We start from the raw sequence: 20,001 nt of genomic DNA on the forward strand, positions 1-20,001 counted from the left end.
TTCTTGCGAACCCGCCTCGCGCTCACCGCCACTGCCATCGCCATGTCCGACTCATCCGTGTCCCGCGCAGCGCTCGACCCCGCCGCGCTGAGCGATCCGCACCCCGATCCCGATTCGTTTTCCCACCGCCATCCGAACATCACGCTGGCCGTCGCGTCCGCGACCTGCGCGCTGATCGTGCTCGATACCAACGTGGTCGCCGTCTCGCTGCCCTCGATCGCGCACGCTTTTCACGCGAGTTTCGCCGACATCGAATGGGTCGTGAGCGCCTACATGACCGCGTTCGCCGCCTGCCTGCTGCCCGCCGGCGCGATCGCCGACCGCTTCGGCCGCCGCCGCGTGCTGTTCTGCGGTCTCGCGCTGTTCGCGCTCGCGTCGTTCGGCTGCGGCGCGGCGCCGACGGCCGCGCTGCTGATCGCCGCGCGCGCCGTGAAGGGCCTGGGCGCGGCGCTGCTGCTCACGTCCGCGCTCGCCGTGATCGCGCATCGCTTCGCACAAGGCCCGGCGCGCGAACGGGCGTGGGCGGTCTGGGGCATGTGCATGGGGATCGCGACCGCCGTCGCGCCGTGGGTCGGCGGCGCCATCACGCAATGGGCGGGCTGGCGCTGGATCTTTCTGATGAATCTGCCCGTGTGCGCGCTGCTCGCGCTCGGCGCGCGCCGCGCCATCGACGAATCGCGCGACCCGCACGCGAAGCGCCTCGATCTGCCCGGCGGCGTGCTGTTCGCGGCGGCGCTCGCTTGCGCCGTGTGGATGCTGATCGGCATTCCCGCACACGGCTGGCAGTCCGCCTCGACGCTCGGCCGGGGCGCGGCGAGCATCGCGCTGTTCGTCGCCTTCGTGTGCAGCCAGCGCTGGCAAACGCGGCCGATGATCGATCTGAACCTGTTCCGGCGCGCGCGTTTCGTCGGCGCCCTGCTCGGCATGTTCGGCTATGCGGCCTGCGCTCAGGTGATGATGACGTTCCTGCCACTCTATTTGCAGATCGCGTTCGGTTTCTCCGCGTTGCAAGCGGGTCTCGGCATGCTGCCGTTCGCGGCGGCGATGATCGCCGGGCCATCGCTGGGCGCCGCGCTCGCTCGTCGAGCGACGACCGGCGGCGTGCTGAGCGCGGGCCTCGCGCTGATCGGCGCGGGCAATCTCGCGATGGCCGCGTGCGCGGCGGGCGGCCACTATCTCGCGGTGGCGTTCGCGATGCTCGTGACCGGCACGGGCGCGGGCGTCATGAACGGCGACACGCAGAAAGCCATCATGGCCTGCGTGCCGCGCGAACGCACCGGCATGGCCTCGGGCATCAGCACGACCACGCGCTTCACCGCCATCGTGACGGCCGTGGGCGTGCTCGGCGCCGTGCTCGCGGCGCACACGCAGAGCGCGCTCGCCCAGTTGATCGCCAACGTGCCCGCCGCGCGCCATGCCGTCGATGCGCGCTTCATGGCGAGCCTGCTGGCCGGCGATCTCGGCGAAGCATTGCGCACGCTCGATGCGCCCACGGCGCATCTGCTGTCCCGCGCCGCGCCGCTCGCTTTCGCGCACGGTTTCTCGCGCGCCCTGCTCGTGAGCGGCCTCGTCGCATTGGCGAGCGCCGTGGCAGTCAAGCTGATGGCCGATGCGCGCGACTGATTATTTCGTCATCCGAATCATCTGGCACAAAAGAAAATGCGGGCTCGCCGCAAAGGACGAACCCGCATCGCTCGATCGACGCGCGCGACATCCGCCGCGCGCGCGAGTCATGAGACCCGTCGATCAGAACGCGTGACGCATGCCCACCGTGACGGCAACCTGCGTATCCGTCGACGACGGCGACAGCGTGTTGATCATCGCGTGCGAGAGCACCGAGCCTTCCGGCGCGCCGTGGACGTTCTGGTAGACGCCTTCGAGGTAGAAGTCCGTGCGCTTGCTGATCGCGTAGTCCGTCTGCAGCATCGCCGTGTTCCAGCCCGGAGCCGAACCGTTGTACGCGCCGTGCGTGTACGTGTACGCGCCCGAGACCGACCATGCCGGCGTGATCGCGTACTTCAGGTTCGCTTCGTAGTTGTCCAGACGCAGCGAGCCCGAGAGCGAGCCTGCCGACGTGTCGTCGCTGCCGAGGTACGTGCCCGTGCCGAACGAGAACACGCCCGACGCGTTGTCGATCTGCGAGTGGCTCCACACGAGGCCGGCCGTGATCGGGCCGTACGTGTAGTTGCCGCCCAGCGACCAGACGCGCTGGCGTTGCGCGACGAAGTTCGCGCTCGCGTCGCTGGTTTGCACCGCGCCGCTGCCGTTGCCCGCGCCGTTCAGCTGCAGGTAGCCGGCCGCGAGGTTCAGCGGGCCTTGTGCGTACGACACGGCGAAGCCATACGAACGGTTGCTTGCGAAGGTGGTCTGGTTACTGAACGAGTACATCGTCTCGAACGTGACGCCGTACCACGTCGGGCTTGCGTACTTGACCGAGTTGTTGATGACGACCGAGTTCGCCGCGAGGTTGTCGTTCTCGAACGGATGCGCCGCGAGGCTGCCGCCCCACGTGTTGAACTCAGCCGTCAGCGGGCCGACGAGGTCGTTCATCACGTCGAACTGGCGGCCGAACGTGACCGTGCCGTATTGATCCGCCTGCAGACCGACCCACGCCTGCGAGCCGAACATGTCGCCCGAGAATGCCTGCGCGCCGTTGTTGAGGATGAAGCCTTGCTCGAGCTTGAAGATCGCCTTCAGGCCGCCGCCGAGGTCTTCCGTACCCTTCAGGCCGAACACCGTGTTCTGCGTCGAGCTGCTGTTGAGCTGCCAGTTGCTATGGCCCATCTGGTTGTTCGTGTAGACGAGACCCGTGTCGATGAGACCGTAGAGCGTGACGCTGCTTTGCGCATGCGCGGAGACGGCGAACGCGCCGGTGAGTGCGAGGGCGATTAGCGATTTTTTCATGTTTTATGGCTCCGAGTTTTGGCGTTAATTCATTGAATCGAATGCGCTTTCCACACAACACATGGTGAGGCGGCCCGCGCGTTTCGCAGATCCATGCGAATCGCGCCTGAATTGCGAAATACCTCAATAACGACAAGCGATTATTGCGAACAACGCAATGCCGGCCTTCACTTGCGAAATAAGGCAGGCATGCCGGGCAGCGCGCTCGTGGCGCCGTGCCCTGCGGCGGAAATAACGATCAGGCGCATCATAAGGCTTCGAAAATAAAAATTGCGTTGAAATTGAGGCAGGCGTTGCGCCGAAAGAACACCTGCAAATAATGCGTGCATCAGCGGTGCAATTCGCGCCCCAAAAATGCGCACGCAATGCATTAAATCGGCGATTCAGACTCGATCGTAAAGAAAATGAAATCTGAACCAGCGATATATCGATTTATTCGGACGTGAACATTACGCGCGGCCAATGCATGTTTCATATGTCGATTCACGCCCCGCTTCACGTTCGCTTCACGTCTGCTTCACGTTCGCTTCAGACCGGATTCAAATCGGTATTCAGATGACGAATCCGCGCGCCATGCGGCGTTAGAATCCGCATCACGCGTGCGCCGTGTCCTGTGCGCCGCGCGACCCGAACCGCATGACACGGAGACACCCCATGACGACCGCATCGCCGCCCGCCGCCGTGCTGTATCGCGGCGGCCTTGTCGAGACCACGCACCTCGCCCATATCGCCGTCGTCGATGCGCACGGCACGCTGCTCCATACGTTCGGCGATCCGCACCGGCTCACGCTCGTGCGTTCGGCGGCCAAGCCCGCGCAGGCGCTGGCCGTCATCGAAACGGGCGCGCTCGACCGTTTCCATTTCGACGACGCCGATCTCGCGCTCATGTGCGGCTCGAACAACAGCGAGGCGCGCCATATCGAGCGCACGCTCGCGATGCTCGGCAAAGTGGGCGCGCAAGAAGCCGATATGCGCTGCGGCGGTCATCCGCCCTTGTCGGACGCGGTGTGGCGCGACTGGGTCCAGCGCGGCTTCGAACCCGGTCCCGCATGCAGCAACTGTTCAGGCAAGCACGCAGGGATGCTCGCGGGCGCGCGCGCGATCGGCGCGCCGCTGGAGGATTACCACCTCGACGGGCATCCGCTGCAACTGCGCGTGAAGCATACGGTCGCCGATGTCTGCGATCTGCCCGACGACTGCGTGCAATGGGCCATCGACGGCTGCAATCTGCCCACGCCGGCCTTTCCGCTCGATCGTCTCGCGCGGCTGTACGCGAAGCTCGCCGATGCCGCGGATCACGCCGAGGCAAGCGGCGCACGCGACGCGTCGCCACGAACGCAAGCACTCGCCCGCATCTACCGCGCGATGACCGCGCACCCGGAAATGGTCGCGGGCGAGCAGCGCTTTTGCACGACGCTCATGCGGGCGTTCGGCGGCGAGGTGGTCGGCAAGGTGGGCGCGGCGGGCAGCTATGCGATCGGCGTGAAGCGCGCGAACGCGGGCGCGCTCGGCATCGCCGTGAAAGTGGAGGACGGGAATCAGACGGCGCTGTACGCGATCGTCGTCGAGGTGTTGCGGCAACTCGGTATCGGCACGCCGGAGCAACTGGCCGCCTTGCGCGCCTACGACACGCCGCACGTGCTCAACACGCGGGGCGTCGATACGGGCGCGCTCGAAGCGCGTTGCACGCTCGTCAAAACATGAAGCGTTGAAACGATAAACCCTGCCTGCGCCGCGCGATTTTCACCGCACGGCGCAGGCAGCGCGACGCGTTACAGCACCGCAACGACCTTCACGTCGCTGCGATCCGCCGAGGCCACGACCTTGCCGTCCACGCGACGGAATGTCAGCGTGACCGCCGCGTTACCCACACGCAGATGCCCCACTTCGAGCCAGTCGATGCCTTCGGGCAGCATCGGCTGCTCGACGCGCACTTCGCGGCGCGTGGCGTCGATGCTCACGCCCAGACACGCTTCCAGCATCATGAACGGCGAGCCCGCCGCCCACGCCTGCGGCAGACACGCGACCGGATACGCCGTGGGCGGCTCGCCGCGTCGGCGCGGGAATCCGCAGAACAGCTCGGGCAGACGCATATCGAAGGTCACCGCCGCCTCGAACAAGGCCTGCAGCAGACGCACCGCCGCTTCCTTGCGTCCATAACGCGCGAGCCCGCGCGCGCACAGCGCGTTGTCGTGCGGCCAGACCGAGCCGTTGTGATAGGCCATCGGATTGAAGCGCGCCTGACCGGCCGCGAGCGTGCGCACGCCCCAGCCCGTATGGAACAGCGCCGATTCGAGAATCTCCGCGACCGCACGGCCGCGCTCGTATTCGGGCAGCCCGAACGCGAGCAGATGCCCCGCATTCGACGCGAGCACACGGCACAGATCGCCGTGACCGTCGAGCGCGATGCCGTAGAACTCCGACTCCGGCATCCAGTACTTCTCTTCCACGCAGCGGCGGATCTTCGCGGCGCGGCCCGCATAGCGCGCGGCGTCTTCGATCAGTCCACGTTGAGTGGCGAAACGCGACATCGTCTCGAACGCCGCGCTCGCATAGGCCTGCACCTCAACGAGCGCGATCGGCCCATCGGGGAAGCGTCCGTCGGCATGAAAGACCGAATCGTGGCTGTCTTTCCAGCCTTGATTCGCGAGCCCGCCTTCCGACTCGCGCCGGTAATCGAGCAGACCATGCGGATTGCGGTCGCACACGCCCGCGACCCACGCAGCCGCGCGTTCGAGCGCGGGCCAGAGTTCGTCGATCAGCGCGAGGTCGCCGGTGCGTTCGACATACGCGCCCGCCAGCACGACGAACAGCGGCGTCGAATCCACGCCGCCGTAGTAGAGCGCGAACGGCACTTCGCCCGTGGCCGCCATTTCGCTCTTGCGCATCTCGTGCATGATCTTGCCGACCGCCGCGTCGCGAAACGCCGAGTCCTCGCGCGCCTGATGCGCCGCGAGAAAACGCAGCACGCCGCGCGCGAGCGCCGGTTGCAGCCACAGCGTTTGCAGCGAGGTGATGATCGCGTCGCGGCCGAACGGCGTGGAGAACCACGGAATGCCCGCGTACGGATACGGGCCGGTCGGCAGATCGGTCGTGAGCAGGCCGAGATCCGCGATCGAACGGTTGATCCACGAATTGAAAAGCGGATTGCTCGAACGCACGCGCGCGGTCTGTCGGCGGCGCTCGCGCATCACGATATGCGCGTCGACCAGCGCGGCGCGAATGGCCGCGCGGCCCACGCTCTGGCCGTTCGACTCGGCGAGACAATGGCTGGGCTTGATGATGCCCGCGCTCGGCGTGTCGGAGGCCGCGCCTTCGAGCGGCTCGACTTCGATCGCGACCGTGAGATAGAGCGAAACGCAGGCCTGCGCCGGCAGCGCGACGGTGAAGTCGGCGCGGTCGGCGAGCAGCTTGTCGGGCTTCGGCGAGAACTCGATGCGCACGCGCCGCGCGACCTTGTCGAGCCCGATATATTCGAGCCGCACCTCGCTGCCTTCCACGCGCGGCGGCTTGAGTTCGCCGCGCACTTCGCGCTTGAGGCCGCGCACTTCGAACATGTCGCGGAAGTCGCTCGCGAACGAAATCGACAGCGGCACGACCGCTTCCTGCGTGCCGTAGTTCGTGAGCTCGATGGCCTCGGTCATCATCGTGCCCGAGAGCACGCGCTCGCGTTCGACGTGAATCACGCCTTCGGGCGTGCTCGTGCCGCCGAGCGGCGGCAGCGGGCGATTGGTGAAATGCGCGGTGAACGCGGTGTTGTCGCTGCTCACGCTGCCCGAAAGCAGCGACGGCACGCGGCCGCCGAAGGTGAGACGCAGCGAGGACAGCACGCGCGTGTCGTTGACGAACAGACCGTCGTCGATGCCGGTGATATCGCCCAGCGGATCGTTGACGATGAAGGTGTCGCCCGACTTCAGCACATGCTGGTCGGCGCTTGCGACTTCGGGGGTTTCGGGCGCGATGAATGCGCCATCGGCGGGTTGATCGGGATGATCCACGCCGCTGGAGCGCGAGACGCCACCGAGTGTTTCAGGATCCTGCATTACGTTGTCTCCTTTAGAGCCGTTCCGTACACATCGCCTTCCGCTCGATTGTAGTGGCTCAACACGGGTTCGCGTCAAATCGTGCGCGCCCGACCGGCATGAAAAAACGCCCCGGAAAAAATTACGGGCGCCGGCACGGTAAAACGTGCGGGCGCCCGTCGATCGCGACGCGGCAGCTCGTGGCCGCCGCGTGCTCAAACGTTATGCAGCGTTAATGCAAGGTGTTGGCGATCGTCGCTGTGGTTGAGCGTGATGGCTCAGCGTGGCGGATTAGCGTTGCGAAATCGGCTTCGCTTCGCGCGGCGTGTTGCCGATGAACAGCTGACGCGGACGGCCGATCTTCTGCTCGGGGTCGCCGATCATTTCGTTCCATTGCGCGATCCAGCCCACCGTGCGCGCCATCGCGAAGATGCAGGTGAACATCGCGGTCGGGATGCCCAGTGCGCGCTGCACGATGCCCGAGTAGAAGTCGACGTTCGGGTAGAGCTTGCGCGACACGAAGTATTCGTCTTCGAGCGCGATCTTTTCGAGCGCCATCGCGAGCTTGAACAGCGGGTCGTCGTGCAGGCCGAGTTCGTTGAGCACTTCGTGGCAGGTTTCGCGCATCAGCTTCGCGCGCGGATCGTAGTTCTTGTAGACGCGGTGACCGAAGCCCATGAGCTTCACGCCCGAGTTCTTGTCCTTCACCTGCTTGATGAATTCGGGGATGTTGTCGACCGAGCCGATCTCTTCGAGCATGTTCAGCGCGGCTTCGTTCGCGCCGCCGTGCGCCGGGCCCCACAGACACGCGATACCAGCCGCGATACACGCGAACGGATTCGCGCCCGACGAACCGGCCAGACGCACCGTCGAGGTCGAGGCGTTCTGCTCGTGGTCGGCGTGCAGGATCAGGATGCGGTCGAGCGCGCGCACCAGCACGTCGTTGACCTTGTACTCCTCAGCCGGGTTCGAGAACATCATCTGCATGAAGTTCGCGCTGTACGAGAGGTCGTTGCGCGGATACACGAACGGCTGGCCGACCGTGTACTTGTACGCCATCGCCACCAGCGTCGGCAGCTTCGCGATCATGCGGATCGCCGAGACTTCACGGTGCTTCGGATCGGTGATGTCGAGCGAGTCGTGATAGAACGCCGACAGCGCGCCGACGGCTGCCACCAGAATCGCCATCGGATGCGCGTCGCGGCGGAAGCCACGGAAGAAGAAGTGCATCTGCTCGTGAACCATCGTGTGGTTCGTGACGGTCGCAACGAATTCGTCCTTCTGCGCCTGCGTCGGCAGTTCGCCCTTCAGCAGCAGGTAGCAGCTTTCGAGGAAGTCGGCGTTCTGCGCGAGGTTGTCGATCGGATAGCCGCGATAGAGCAGTTCGCCCTTGTCGCCGTCGATATAGGTGATCGCGGAGTTGCACGACGCCGTGGACATGAAGCCCGGGTCGTACGTGAACATGCCGGTCTGGCCGTACAGCTTGCGGATGTCGATCACGTCCGGGCCTTGCGTGCCCTTGTAGACCGGCAGCTGGACGCCTTCAGCCTGGCCGGGGATGGTGAGAGTGGCGTGAGTCTTCGAATCGATCATGTCTTTTCCTTGCATTGAATTGCAGTCATCTCGCAAGACGCAGCGCCGCCCGTCGCCCGGAAATCCGGGCCGGCCTCACTGCGACCACTTGACGCATTTTACGGCGCAATGCAACATCGATTGATAGCCCAGGCTGCAACAATGCCTATTGAACCCCGCAACACTGAATACTTGCAGCTTCCTTAACATCGATTCCTGCAACAATATTTTGCTCTGCAGCACAACATGAGCGGGTTTAGCTCTGACATACTGCTTGACATGCAACGACTTCCCCTGTCAGAGCATGCATCATTGGCCCGCCCTCGAAGGCGGGCCTTTTTTCTAAGGCCACACGCGCTGTACGCAAAACGTAAGGAATGAACAGATGAACATCTCGATCGACACCCTGTTCGCGGAAGACGAACTTGCCGAGGGCGCCGTCGTCACGGCCCTCAATCACCAGGACATCGTGGTCGCCCTGTCGGCGGCCCTCGCGAACGAACGGGTGGCGGTGCTCCACATGCTGTATCCGCGCACCGACGCGCGCACGCACCGCAGCCTCGACGCGCTCGTCGACGCGCTGAACGGCCACGGCCTGCATCAGGTCGCACGCCTCGTCGCGCAGGAAGCGCACTACCTCGTGTTCAAGGATCCGGTGAAGGCATGGAAGGCCTTCCACGAAATCCGCAACGACTCGCTCGCCATCGGCGTGCACCTCTACTACGCGGGCCTCGTCGGCGAAGCGGCCGAGCACAAGCTCGACGCGCACGCGCACGGCCGCGACTAAGCGCGACCAGGCATTCCCCGCGCGTCAGGCATTCCACGCGCGTCAGGCCTCGGGCGGCCCGATCTCGACTCATCGACATTTCGGACCGCCCCGCCTTCATTACTTTCTGCTTACGCCATACATTCGCGGATTTTCGTCCGCGCTAATTAATCAGGATTCCGATACGTATCGGCGGATGCGAAAAAGGCCGCAAAATGCGGCCTTTTTTATGTCATGAGCGACGCTCAGCGTCCGTGACCGCTCGCGAAGTGATCGACGAGATCGTTGAACGCGCCGGGACGCGCGAGATTCATGCCGTGCGACGCGCCTTCCACGGTCGCGCGGCGCGCATCGGGCATCCACTCTTCGAGCGCCGCCGCCGCGCGCTGGAACATCTGCGGGCTCAGTTCGCCGTCGATCAGCAGCACGGGGCACGTCACCTCGGCGGCCTCTTCGCGCGTGTACGCGCCGAGCGGATCGAGGAACTGCGGGCCGAGCGTGTGCGCATTGTCGGTCGCCATCTGGCGGAACGACTGCGTGCTTTTCGCCCAGAAACCAGGACGGCTCACCGAATCGACGAACAGTTCGAGGCCGCCGTTCACTTCGCCGGATTCGATCAGCTGCACCGCGCGGGCGCGCAGCGCGTTGACCGTTTCCGGCAGCTTCGCGAGGCTCTGGCCCGGCATCTGCACCGGGCCGCCCGGATCGGCGAGCATCAGGCTTTGCAGATGATCGGGATAGCGGCGCGCGAAGTGATACGCGACCGAGCCGCCGCGCGAATGGCCGATCACGTGCGCAGGACCGGCGCCGAAGGCGTCGATGAACTGCGCGACTTCGTCGGCGTGACGGCTCCAGCTAAACGGTTCGGCGGGCGTCGGCGCGGCTGCGGGCCAATAGTGCGTGAGGCTCACGGAGACGCAGCGGTAATGCTCCGAGAGTCCCGAGATTTGCGGCTGCCAGTAACGGTAGTCGCACAGCGACCCGTGGATGAAGAGGAGCAGCTCGCCCTCGCCGCGTTCGATATACGGCATGGGTTGCCCGCCGGGGAGTTCGACAAACGACCCGGGAGCGGGAAAAACGGCTTGATTCACGGCTGGATGATATGGAGACGACAAACCGGCTGCGCGTGCGCGAACGCGTACACAAAACGCGCGGCGCGCCGGGAAAGGCGCGTATTGTCGCACGTCGGCCCGACGTGCGTGAGAGGTGACCTGGGGAACGCCCTGGGCGGCGTGCGCAAACGCTCAGTCGTGGCCGTGGAAGTCCGGCTGGCCGGCCTCGACGGCGCCCGCCGCCGCCGCGCCCGCGCCGCGCACGGCGCAGGTGAGCGGCTCGTCGGCGATCCGCACGCGCACGCCGAGTTCGGCCTGGAAGCACTGGTCGAGACGGCGCAGCAGCGCGCCGCCGCCCGTGAGCACGATGCCGGTATCGGCGATATCGGTCACCAGTTCGGGCGGCGCGGTTTCGAACACCTGGCGCACCACGCCGATCACCTGGCGCAGCGGCATGGCCAGCGCGTCGGCGATGTCCTCGCTGCTGATCTCGACGGTGCGCGGCAGGCCGTCGTCGAGGCTGCGGCCCGTCGCGCGCAGGCGCTCGATGGGCTCGCCGCGCAACGCGCTGCCGATGGTCTTTTTCAGATGCTCGGCGGTCTGCTCGCCGATGATCACGCCGTACAGGCTGCGCACGTAGTCGATGATGGCGCGGTCGAACTGGTCGCCGCCCACGCGGATCGAGCCGCTGCACGCCACCGCGCCGAGCGCGATCACGCCCACTTCGGTGGTGCCGCCGCCGATATCGACGACCATCGAGCCGGTCGACGAGCCAACCGGCAGCCCCGCGCCCAGCGCCGCCGCCAGCGATTCGCCGATCAGGTTCACGCTCGCCGCGCCCGCCGAGAACGCGGCCTCGCGGATCGCGCGGCGCTCCACGCGGGTGGCCGCGCCCGGCACGCAGACGGTGAACGCCGAACGGCGGCCGAACAGGCGGCGCGGCTGCGCCATGGCGACGAAGCGGCGCATCATGTGCTCGGCGGCCGAGAAGTCGGCGATCACGCCGTGCACGAGCGGCTTCACGGTTTCGAGGTTCTGCGGCGCGCGGCCGACGAGCGCTTTCGCGTCGCGGCCCACGGCGGCGACCGTCGTTTCGCCGGCCTTGCCCAAGGCGCCGCCGCGCTCGAAGCAGACGACCGAAGGCTGATCGAGCACGATGCCCTCGTCCGCCGTATAGATCAGCGTGTTGGCGGTGCCCAGATCGAGCGCCACGTCGTGGCGGGACAGCTTGTGCAAAAAGGATGAGTGCCGCGCGGCTTGAGCCATGTCGTCTTGTGTGTGTGGAACGGACCTGCCGGCGGTCCGTCCCGGATCTCTGACCCGGTTGCCGTCGTCGAGAAAAATGGGCGAGACCTCGTGGGTCGCCATCGTCTGAACGCATGCGCGCGCTGTAAAGCGCAAACCGGGCGCGTGGGGCCCCGTGGCCCACTGGCTCCTGTTAACGGCCAAGCCGGGCGAGACTTTAATCGCGCCAAAAATAACCCGGCAGTTTAATTAAGGAATGTAAAGAATTAAAGTCGGACCGCGCGGATTCGGCACGGTTTCGGCCCGTTTTACAGTCGATTCTTCAGCGGATTACTCGGCGAATTTGTCTGCGGATTCGAGGCGATTTTCCGCCTCGGCCGCGCGATTTTAGCGCCCGCGCATTGCACGCGGGCGCGTGTGCACTTACGCCTGCGGCGTCTGCAACGCACGCACCAGCGCGTCGCGGCCGAGCATCGCGCCCTGCGCCGTGATCGTGTGACCCACGCCAGGCAAGGCGTAGGCGGCCACGGCATAGCCCGCGTCGCTGAACGCGACGGCCGCGCGTTCGAGTTCCTGCACGGGAATCACTTCGTCGTCCTCGCCATGCACGAGCGTGAGCGTCGTGCGGCTATGTGCGACCACGGGCGTCGACAGACGGCCCGCGTAAGCGACCACGGCGGCCGCGCCCTGCTCCTGCGTCGCCGCGTAATAAAGCGACATAATCGAGCCCTGCGAAAAACCCACCAGCGCGAGCGCGTCGAAGCCGAGGCCCCAATGCGCGAGTTCGTCGGCGAGACGTTTTTGCAGCACGGGCAACGCCGCCGCGACGCGTGCGCCGCGATTCGCTTCGTTCACGTCGCGCAGACTGAACCACTGGCGGCCGCCGAAGCCGCCGTCGAACGGCTCGCTGCCGTCGAGCGACGCGAACGCCACGCCCGGCAGCGCGTCGCGCCAGGCGTCGGCGAGCGGCACCAGATCGCGCGCGTTGCTGCCCACGCCGTGCAGCAGCACGACGAGCGCGCGCGGCGCGCCTTCGGCCGGCGCGAGACGCCAGCCGCCATCGAATTGTTCCCAGCTCATTGTTGCGATTCCTCTGTGAGCTTGATCGTCGGATGCATGCGCGGATCGCGGACCGGGCATCGCCCTTGCGCCCCGCGCGCCAGCCGCAAGCATACGACGCCCGCGCGCGGGGCGTCGGCGAGGCGGGCGAGCGAAAGGCGGCGGTAAGGTTGAGGCCGGATTTCGGCGTACGCGAATCGAATTCCCGCATTCGACGAAGCGTTTTCGTGCTGCCAGCTTCGTCTTCACGCGCGCGGACGCCACCCGACACACTTCGCCAGAATCGCGCCACGGCTCGACGCAGGCGCGCGCGGCGTCCGTCCTCGAAGGGCACGCGTGCACTGAGCGCGTCGTCGCCTGCTCGCGGCCTGCAACTGATCGGCGCCGATATCGCGTGGTATCGTTGCCGCCGCGGTCCACGACGGCCGCCCAGCCAATGAACGCCAGCAATCGAGCAAGGTTGTCATGACGCACACATCCCGAAGCCGGTCCCGCCTGCTTCGCCTCTGCATGCTGATCGGTATCGTCTGGGCGCTCGCGGCGCTGGCGATCGACGCCTCGGGCCTCGCGACGCCCGCCGCGCCATCGGAACTCGGCGCGATATTCGGCAACGGTCTCGAAGCCGACGGCACGCCCGCGACGCTGCTCGCCGAACGCCTCGACGCGGGTCTCGACTGCTATCGCGCGGGCCGTTGCAAGCGTCTCTTTATCAGCGGCAGCCTCGACGGCCCCGGACTCGACGAGACGCTCGCCATGCAGAACTATCTGATCCAGCACGGCGTCGAGCCGCACGACATCGTCCCCGACCACGCCGGCGACAACACGCTCGCGAGCGCCCAGCATCTGATCGCCTACATGCGCGAGCGCCATCTCGGCTCGGTCACGCTCGTCAGCCAGTACTACCACTTGCCGCGCGCGCGTCTCGCGGTCACGCGCGCCGGTGGCGACGCGTTCGCGGTCTACGGCGTCTATCCGCGCACGTTCCATCTGCGCGACCTCTATGCGAGCTGGCGCGAAGTGCCCGCGTGGCTCGTCTATCGCGTGCGCCTGGGCGCGAATCCCGATGCGCAGCCGGTGACGATCCGCCCGTTTCTGTCGCTGTTCAATCTGATCCGCAGTCTGTTCACGGGCGAGGCCGCCGATGTGCCGAACTACGCGCCGAACCGTGCACCGAACTACGCGCCCAGCCCGCCGTCCGCCCCTGCCTGGAAAACCTGACATGCACGACCCGCGTGAAATGAAGTCACCCGTCAAGAAACTGCTGGTCCTGAGCGTCAGCGCCGGTGCGGGCCACACGCGTGCGGCCGAGGCCATCAGCGCTTACGCCGCGACGCATCCGGCCGGTATCGAAGCGCTGCATCTCGATGTCATGGACTTCGTGCCGTCCACGTTCCGCAAGATTTACACGGACCTCTATCTCGCGCTGGTGCGCTCGCAGCCCGCGATCTGGAGCTACCTCTATCAGAAGACGGATCGCACCGATCCCGCCGCGCTCTCGCAGAAACTGCGCCGCGCCGTCGAGCGCCTGAACTGCCGTTCGCTGTTCGCCGAAATCGAGCAATGGCAGCCGGACGCCATCGTCTGCACGCATTTTCTGCCCGCCGAACTGCTCTCGCGCGAGATCCGCAAGACGCGTCTCGACGTGCCGGTCTGGGTGCAAGTCACCGATTTCGATCTGCACACGCTCTGGGTCGTCCCGCACCTGAGCGGCTATTTCGCGGCCAACGACGAAGTGGCGTGGCGCATGCGCACGCGCGGCCTGCCGCCGGACGCGATCCACGTGACCGGCATTCCGGTGATGCCCGCGTTCAGCCAGCCGCTCGACCGCGCCGAATGCGCGGCCTCGCTTGGCCTCGATCCGACGCGCCGCACCTTGCTGATGATGTCGGGCGGCGCGGGGCTCGGGCCGATGGATCAGCTCGCGGCGCGTCTGCTCGACATGGACGGCGATTTTCAGCTGATCGCGCTCGCGGGCCGCAATCGCGAGTTGCTGGGCGCGCTCGAAGCGCAGGCGAAGGCGCATCCGGGCCGCTTGTTTCCGCACGGCTTCACGCGTGAAGTCGAACGCCTGATGGCCTGTTCCGATCTCGTCATCACGAAGCCCGGCGGCCTGACGACTTCCGAATGTCTCGCGATGAACCTGCCTATGCTGCTGAATTCGCCGATTCCCGGCCAGGAAGAACGCAACGCGGACTTTCTGCTCGAACAAGGCGTGGCGCTCAAGGCCATCGACGACGACGCCCTCGCCTACCGCGTGCACACCTTGCTGCACGATCCCGCGAAACTCGACGCCATGCGTCAGCGCAGCGTGCCGCTCGGCCGCCCGCTCGCCGCGCGCGCGGTGCTCGATCTCGTGACCGGCGCCGGAGCGGCCGCTGGAGCGTCCACATGACGCTCGCGCATTTCGTGCCCGCGCGGCGCACCGTCGTGCTGGTCGCGTGGGTCATGCTGCTCGCCTTCTTTTTCGCCAACGTCGAAATCCAGATCGAAGGCAGCGCCGGCTGGGCCGCGAATCTGCCGACCTGGCGCATCGAAAAGAGCTGGCTCCAAGACATCTTCTGGGGCGGCCGCCCGATGACCGGCTATCACGCGTGGGTCTTTCCGTTCGTGGCGCTGTTCTTCCATCTGCCGGCGATCTTCAGCGCGCGATGGACGTGGCGCATCGAAGCGCGTCTGATCGCCTGCATCATGGTGTTCTGGATTACTGAGGATTTTTTGTGGTTCGTGCTGAACCCGGCGTTCGGGCTCGCGCACTTCCAGCCCGCCTACGTGCCGTGGCACATCCACTGGTTCGGCCCCGCGCCCACCGATTACTGGACCATGAGCGCCGCCGCGCTGGTGCTGTTCCAGCTGTCGCGCGGCTGGTGGCGCACTTCGAAAGACGCGTTTTATGGCCGTTCATAACCTGTTTCGCCTCACGCCTTCGCTGTTTCGCAGCGCGCGGCTTTCGCGCAAGGACGTCGCGCATCTGCAGGAACTCGGCGTGCGCAAGGTCATCAGCTTTCGCGCGTTTCATTCGGATCGCCGCATTCTCGCGGGCACCGGCATCGCCACGCTGCGCATTCCGATCAACACCTGGAACATTCGCGACCGCGACATGCTCGCCGCGCTGCGGGCGCTGCGCCACGCGGAGCGCGACGGCCCGATCCTCGTGCATTGCCAGCATGGCGCGGACCGCACCGGACTCGTCTGCGCGCTCTATCGCATCATCTATCAGGACTGGACGCGCGAGGCCGCGCTCGACGAATTGCTGAACGGCGGCTTCGGCTTTCATGCGATCTGGCAGAACATCCGCCGCTATCTGAGCGAAGTCGATATCGAGAAGTTGCGGCGGGAGCTTGGCATGCCGGTGCCGTCCAACTAAGGGCCCGAACTCCCCCAAAGCCCCTGCGCGGCATGGGTTTTGCGATTGCGGTTATCCTTGCGCGACATCCGGCCTGTCAGACGCCGGCACGCCGAAAGCCAGTCGTAGCCGAATCCGCGGAGAAGACGCTTGAACCAGCCTGCCGCCACCAACACGCCGGGCGCGCCGCCCGCGCCCCCGCCGCCGCTGGAAGGCGGCAAGCTGATCCTCGCGACCATTGCGGTCGCGCTCGCCACGTTCATGAACGTGCTCGACACCTCGATCGCCAACGTCGCCATTCCGACGATTTCCGGCGACCTCGGCGTGTCCGTCGACGAAGGCACGTGGGTCATCACCGTGTTCGCGGCGGCCAACGCCGTCTCGATTCCGCTCACCGGCTGGCTCACGCAGCGCTTCGGCCAGATCCGCCTGTTCGTCGCGTCGATTCTGTCCTTCGTGCTCGCCTCGTGGCTCTGCGGCGTCGCGCCGACGCTGCCCTTCCTGCTCGTCGCGCGCGTGCTGCAAGGCGCGGTGGCCGGCCCGCTGATTCCGCTCTCGCAGGCCATCCTGCTCGGCTCCTGGCCGCGCGACAAATCCGCCAGCGCGCTCGCCTTCTGGGCGATGACGACCACGGTCGGCCCGATCGCCGGACCGGCGCTCGGCGGCTGGATCACCGACAGCTACAACTGGTCGTGGATTTTCTACATCAACATTCCGGTCGGGCTGTTCGCGGCCTCGGTCACGTGGTCGATCTACCGGCAGCGCGAGTCGGCCACGCGCAAGCCGCCCATCGACGTCGTGGGTCTCGGTCTGTTGATCGCGTGGGTCGCCTCGCTACAGATCCTGCTCGACAAGGGCAAGGACCTCGACTGGTTCGCCTCGCCCGTGATCGTGGGGCTCGGTGTCGTCGCGCTGATCAGTTTTGCGTTCTTTCTCGTCTGGGAGTTGACGGAGGAACATCCGATCGTCGATTTACGATTATTCGGACAACGTAACTTCCTCGGCGGCACCGTGGCGATTTCGGTGGCGTATGGCGTGTTCTTCGGCAATCTCGTGCTGTTGCCGCAATGGATGCAGGAATATCTGAATTACCGTTCCGTCGATGCGGGCCTCGTGACCGCGCCGCTCGGCGTGTTCGCGCTGCTGCTTTCGCCGGTCGTGGGCCGCATTCTGCCGCGCTCGGATGCGCGCGTGATCGCCACGTCGGCGTTCGTGTTGTTCGCGGTAGTGTTCTTCATGCGCTCGCGCTATGTGATCGAAATCGACACGTTCCACCTCGTGCTGCCGACGCTGCTGCAAGGCGTGCCGATGGCACTCTTTTTCGTGCCGCTCACGGCGATCATTCTCGCAGGCCAGCCGCCGCAACGCATTCCGGCGGCGGCGGGTCTGTCGAATTTCGTGCGGGTGTTTTGCGGCGCGGTGGGCACGTCGATTTCGACGAACGCCTGGAATAACCGCACGATCCTGCATCACGAGCGGCTCACCGAGCAGGCGAGCATCAACAATCCGATCTTCCGGCAATCGATCGAGCAGACGCAGCAGGTGCTGCATCTGAGCGAGCCGGCGGCGCGCGCGCTATTCGATTTCCAGTTGACGACCCAGGCCGCGATGATGGGCCTGAACGATATTTTCTATATCTCGGCGATTATTTTTCTCGCGATCATTCCGCTTATCTGGATCACGAAATCGACCAAGGGTGGTGGTGGTGGCGCGGCGGGAGCGCATTGATTACGTAAATCATCTATGCGGGAGTCGCCGCCTCGGACGTCGCTCGCAGGGGAAATTAACCTCCCTGCCGCTGCAACAAACATTACAGATCCGCGCGGCCGACGCGCCTCAAGACACTCCGTCATGATCGCGCGACCAGATTGAGACATCGCACACAACTCTTTGTGCGACACAACGTGAACCGAAGCAGCATGCCGCGCAATTCAATAACACTCAATTGCGCGGTATGGCATTTCTCTCTCTTGATCGATCAGATTGGCTCTTGAATCGGCCGGACCGAATTCGATCGCAACATCCTTCGTTGCCATATATCAATCTGTGTTTTTTCAATATTGCATAGTTAATCGCGGCCATCTCAATTCAGAAAAATCTGATTCCTCCCTCGGACAACTGGCGTAACGCTAGCTCGTTCGGGCACATCACCTCCCGAATAGTTCCGCAGTTGAAATGCCGCGCAGGTCCTTTTCGGCCTTCTCGCATTGGATCGAACGTCGTAACCAGCGGAGCAACTGTGTAGGCGTAAGCGCACAACATACGCGGGAAACAGGACAGATCACTCATACCTCAAGCCCGCAAGCTAAAAAGGGAAATCATGGCAATTCACTATGCGGCTGTCGCAGGCGATCCACTCGACAGTGGGCCGGGAAGTTATGTGCTGGACTATGGCCGCCACGACTCAGTGATCGAAGGTCCGGATGGCTTACTACGCAATATGGCGTTGCTCGGTGACGGCGCATATTGCAGCCGTTGCGATAGCGTCGGACACATCATTGGCGGCGCGGCGGTCAAGGACGATAACCGAATGCTATTTGAGCAATACGGACGACGGCAGGCCGTGGGCGAAGACTATGTGGCCTGCAGGTGTTCCGTACATCCACGAATTGTGGCGACATTCGGCCGGAATTGGGAGCTGGTCGACTGGATCGCGGAGACTACCGCCGCCCGGTATGGTTCATCCGACCGCAATTTTGATAACGGAGCTTCACGTGGCTACAACGAACGATACCGCATCAAAGGCGGAGATGGCCAAGCACTAGCCGGCATACGCTATCGAATCGTCACCGATTGGGGACGTGTTTTCACTGGGATAACGAATACAGCCGGAGAAACGGATCGTATCGCCACCAATGGATCTGAAAAATTGAGACTCTACGCAGCGGGAGATGCCGCATATGAATGATTTCTCAAAGGGAAACCCTTATAACTTCAGAAGAAGCGAAGACGAAGAATGGTTTCTCATTCACGATTCGGCAGTGACAAATACGAATCCGAATTCTATCGTTGAGGTGACGATAGACACTACGCCGATTTGCAAGAACATGACCGACAGAGAATTTCGCAATATCGTTCTATCTCTGCGAGATGATGCTGTCTCTGTGATTCGCCAGCGCTTACAGGAACTTTCGTCGTGGTCACCCTCCGCGCGGTCCCGCGTGCGGACGTGGTTCGGTTCAGACGATGACGCAACACGACAAACACTCATCAACGGCTTAAATGCTCTCGCACCAATAATGAGCGAACTCAAAGCCACCAATTTTTGTTCGACCGGATTCCTACATGGATCGAGCGACCGGTTGTGTTCCAAACCGAAAGAACATCACCGGAGAAGTAGCTCACGTTTGTCGTCCTGACACCGCAACGCACACCATCGCGATACAGGAAAGATTTTGCACCTTGGATAACAAAAGTGCGGCAACGATGGATTCAAAGCAACTTACCATCGTTCACGAATGCACCCATTTCATCGATACGTTTGGATCAGTCGACTACAACAACACTTATGGACAATTTCTCAGCAAGCGCCTCGCACAGAGCGAACCCAAAATGGCAATCCAGAATGCGGACAATATTTCTTGGTATATCCTTTGCGTCGATTAATCTTGGCGCCATAACAGTCCCGATCACCGCTAGTGCCTGCAGCTTTGCCCTGCAATACGGAGGAAAGATGGAACGCAATGTGATCAGTCTTTCAAATTACGATCGTTTGAAGCTTGCGGACTTGCTCGTCACAGCTCGCGATAGTCCCGCGAAGGACGGCCCAGTAGTTATCTACGGTTTGGCGGACGACCGTGAACGAGGTGCTGAAACAATCGCGCGTAGCCGTGCACAATCGGTAAGCGACTATCTCCAGAGTCTGGGAGTCACCTCAAACCGAATCAATATCGACACAAAGATCTGGCGTACAAGTTCACCGGTGCCGACTCACGAGCGCAATCAGATCGAGGTCGAATTTGTGCCGTCGTGCGGTCCCGACGGATGCGAGAATCCGTGCGGCATCACTGAACCGAAAAAATAAGACGACAAACCGGC

General features: G+C 64.3%; 17 protein-coding genes. 11 read left to right on the forward strand and 6 right to left on the reverse strand.

What is annotated here, in order from left to right; genetic code table 11:
- The first annotated feature begins 42 nt into the window (after positions 1–42).
- A complete protein-coding gene (locus tag LDO54_RS08470) occupies positions 43–1,623 on the forward strand; it encodes an MFS transporter (protein ID WP_436975531.1) in 1,581 nt (526 codons plus the stop codon).
- Between the two features lie 123 nt (positions 1,624–1,746).
- On the opposite strand, the gene LDO54_RS08475 is transcribed toward LDO54_RS08470, so the two are convergent.
- A complete protein-coding gene (locus LDO54_RS08475) occupies positions 1,747–2,904 on the reverse strand; it encodes a porin (protein WP_224009153.1) in 1,158 nt (385 codons plus the stop codon).
- 654 nt (positions 2,905–3,558) lie between these two features.
- Here LDO54_RS08475 and LDO54_RS08480 point away from each other — a divergent pair.
- On the forward strand, positions 3,559–4,608 hold the full coding sequence (locus LDO54_RS08480) for an asparaginase (protein WP_224009155.1): 1,050 nt from the start codon (positions 3,559–3,561) through the stop codon (positions 4,606–4,608).
- A 68-nt stretch (positions 4,609–4,676) separates the two neighbouring features.
- Here LDO54_RS08480 and LDO54_RS08485 read toward each other — a convergent pair whose 3' ends face one another.
- Together LDO54_RS08485 and gltA are read right to left on the reverse strand one after the other, a co-directional pair.
- The gene (locus LDO54_RS08485) at positions 4,677–6,947 is read right to left on the reverse strand and encodes an amylo-alpha-1,6-glucosidase (protein WP_224009157.1); all 2,271 of its coding nucleotides are present in this window, start codon (positions 6,945–6,947) and stop codon (positions 4,677–4,679) included.
- Between the two features lie 270 nt (positions 6,948–7,217).
- Entirely contained in the window at positions 7,218–8,519 is a 1,302-nt protein-coding gene (gene gltA, locus LDO54_RS08490; RefSeq protein WP_224009159.1) for a citrate synthase, read from the reverse strand.
- A 364-nt stretch (positions 8,520–8,883) separates the two neighbouring features.
- On the opposite strand from gltA, the gene LDO54_RS08495 reads away from it, so the two are divergent.
- Positions 8,884–9,285 carry a hypothetical protein gene (locus tag LDO54_RS08495; protein ID WP_205997025.1) on the forward strand — a complete coding sequence of 134 codons (402 nt, stop codon included), beginning with the start codon at positions 8,884–8,886 and terminating at the stop codon, positions 9,283–9,285.
- 224 nt (positions 9,286–9,509) lie between these two features.
- Here LDO54_RS08495 and LDO54_RS08500 read toward each other — a convergent pair whose 3' ends face one another.
- The 3 genes from LDO54_RS08500 to LDO54_RS08510 all read right to left on the reverse strand — a co-directional run bounded on the left by LDO54_RS08500 (position 9,510) and on the right by LDO54_RS08510 (position 12,641).
- Positions 9,510–10,295 carry an alpha/beta fold hydrolase gene (locus tag LDO54_RS08500; RefSeq protein ID WP_224009161.1) on the reverse strand — a complete coding sequence of 262 codons (786 nt, stop codon included), beginning with the start codon at positions 10,293–10,295 and terminating at the stop codon, positions 9,510–9,512.
- 213 nt (positions 10,296–10,508) lie between these two features.
- Positions 10,509–11,582 carry a rod shape-determining protein gene (locus tag LDO54_RS08505; RefSeq protein ID WP_224009163.1) on the reverse strand — a complete coding sequence of 358 codons (1,074 nt, stop codon included), beginning with the start codon at positions 11,580–11,582 and terminating at the stop codon, positions 10,509–10,511.
- 402 nt (positions 11,583–11,984) lie between these two features.
- Positions 11,985–12,641 carry an alpha/beta hydrolase gene (locus LDO54_RS08510; protein WP_224009165.1) on the reverse strand — a complete coding sequence of 219 codons (657 nt, stop codon included), beginning with the start codon at positions 12,639–12,641 and terminating at the stop codon, positions 11,985–11,987.
- Positions 12,642–13,130: 489 nt separating this feature from the next.
- On the opposite strand from LDO54_RS08510, the gene LDO54_RS08515 reads away from it, so the two are divergent.
- The 8 genes from LDO54_RS08515 to LDO54_RS08550 all read left to right on the forward strand — a co-directional run bounded on the left by LDO54_RS08515 (position 13,131) and on the right by LDO54_RS08550 (position 19,987).
- Positions 13,131–13,838 (forward strand): YdcF family protein, encoded by a 708-nt coding sequence (locus LDO54_RS08515; RefSeq protein ID WP_224009167.1) that lies wholly within the window; start codon positions 13,131–13,133, stop codon positions 13,836–13,838.
- A gap of 19 nt (positions 13,839–13,857) precedes the next feature.
- The gene (locus tag LDO54_RS08520; RefSeq protein WP_224009168.1) at positions 13,858–15,012 is read left to right on the forward strand and encodes an MGDG synthase family glycosyltransferase; all 1,155 of its coding nucleotides are present in this window, start codon (positions 13,858–13,860) and stop codon (positions 15,010–15,012) included.
- Positions 15,009–15,524, forward strand: coding sequence for a hypothetical protein (locus tag LDO54_RS08525; protein WP_224009170.1), 516 nt, complete (start codon positions 15,009–15,011; stop codon positions 15,522–15,524). The genes LDO54_RS08520 and LDO54_RS08525 overlap by 4 nt, the downstream gene beginning before the upstream one ends.
- The gene (locus LDO54_RS08530; protein ID WP_224009171.1) at positions 15,511–15,984 is read left to right on the forward strand and encodes a tyrosine-protein phosphatase; all 474 of its coding nucleotides are present in this window, start codon (positions 15,511–15,513) and stop codon (positions 15,982–15,984) included. Before LDO54_RS08525 ends, LDO54_RS08530 begins: the two co-directional genes overlap by 14 nt.
- 129 nt (positions 15,985–16,113) lie before the next feature.
- Positions 16,114–17,691: a DHA2 family efflux MFS transporter permease subunit gene (locus LDO54_RS08535; protein WP_224009173.1), complete on the forward strand. Its 1,578-nt coding sequence runs from the start codon at positions 16,114–16,116 to the stop codon at positions 17,689–17,691.
- 592 nt (positions 17,692–18,283) lie between these two features.
- A complete protein-coding gene (locus tag LDO54_RS08540; RefSeq protein WP_224009175.1) occupies positions 18,284–18,871 on the forward strand; it encodes a hypothetical protein in 588 nt (195 codons plus the stop codon).
- A 377-nt stretch (positions 18,872–19,248) separates the two neighbouring features.
- Positions 19,249–19,569 carry a M35 family metallo-endopeptidase gene (locus LDO54_RS08545; RefSeq protein WP_224009177.1) on the forward strand — a complete coding sequence of 107 codons (321 nt, stop codon included), beginning with the start codon at positions 19,249–19,251 and terminating at the stop codon, positions 19,567–19,569.
- Between the two features lie 67 nt (positions 19,570–19,636).
- Positions 19,637–19,987 (forward strand): OmpA family protein, encoded by a 351-nt coding sequence (locus LDO54_RS08550; protein WP_224009178.1) that lies wholly within the window; start codon positions 19,637–19,639, stop codon positions 19,985–19,987.
- Positions 19,988–20,001 lie beyond the last annotated feature (14 nt).

Origin of the sequence: Paraburkholderia tropica (assembly GCF_914484835.1) — a bacterium.
GTDB classification, from domain to species: Bacteria; Pseudomonadota; Gammaproteobacteria; order Burkholderiales; family Burkholderiaceae; genus Paraburkholderia; species Paraburkholderia tropica_A.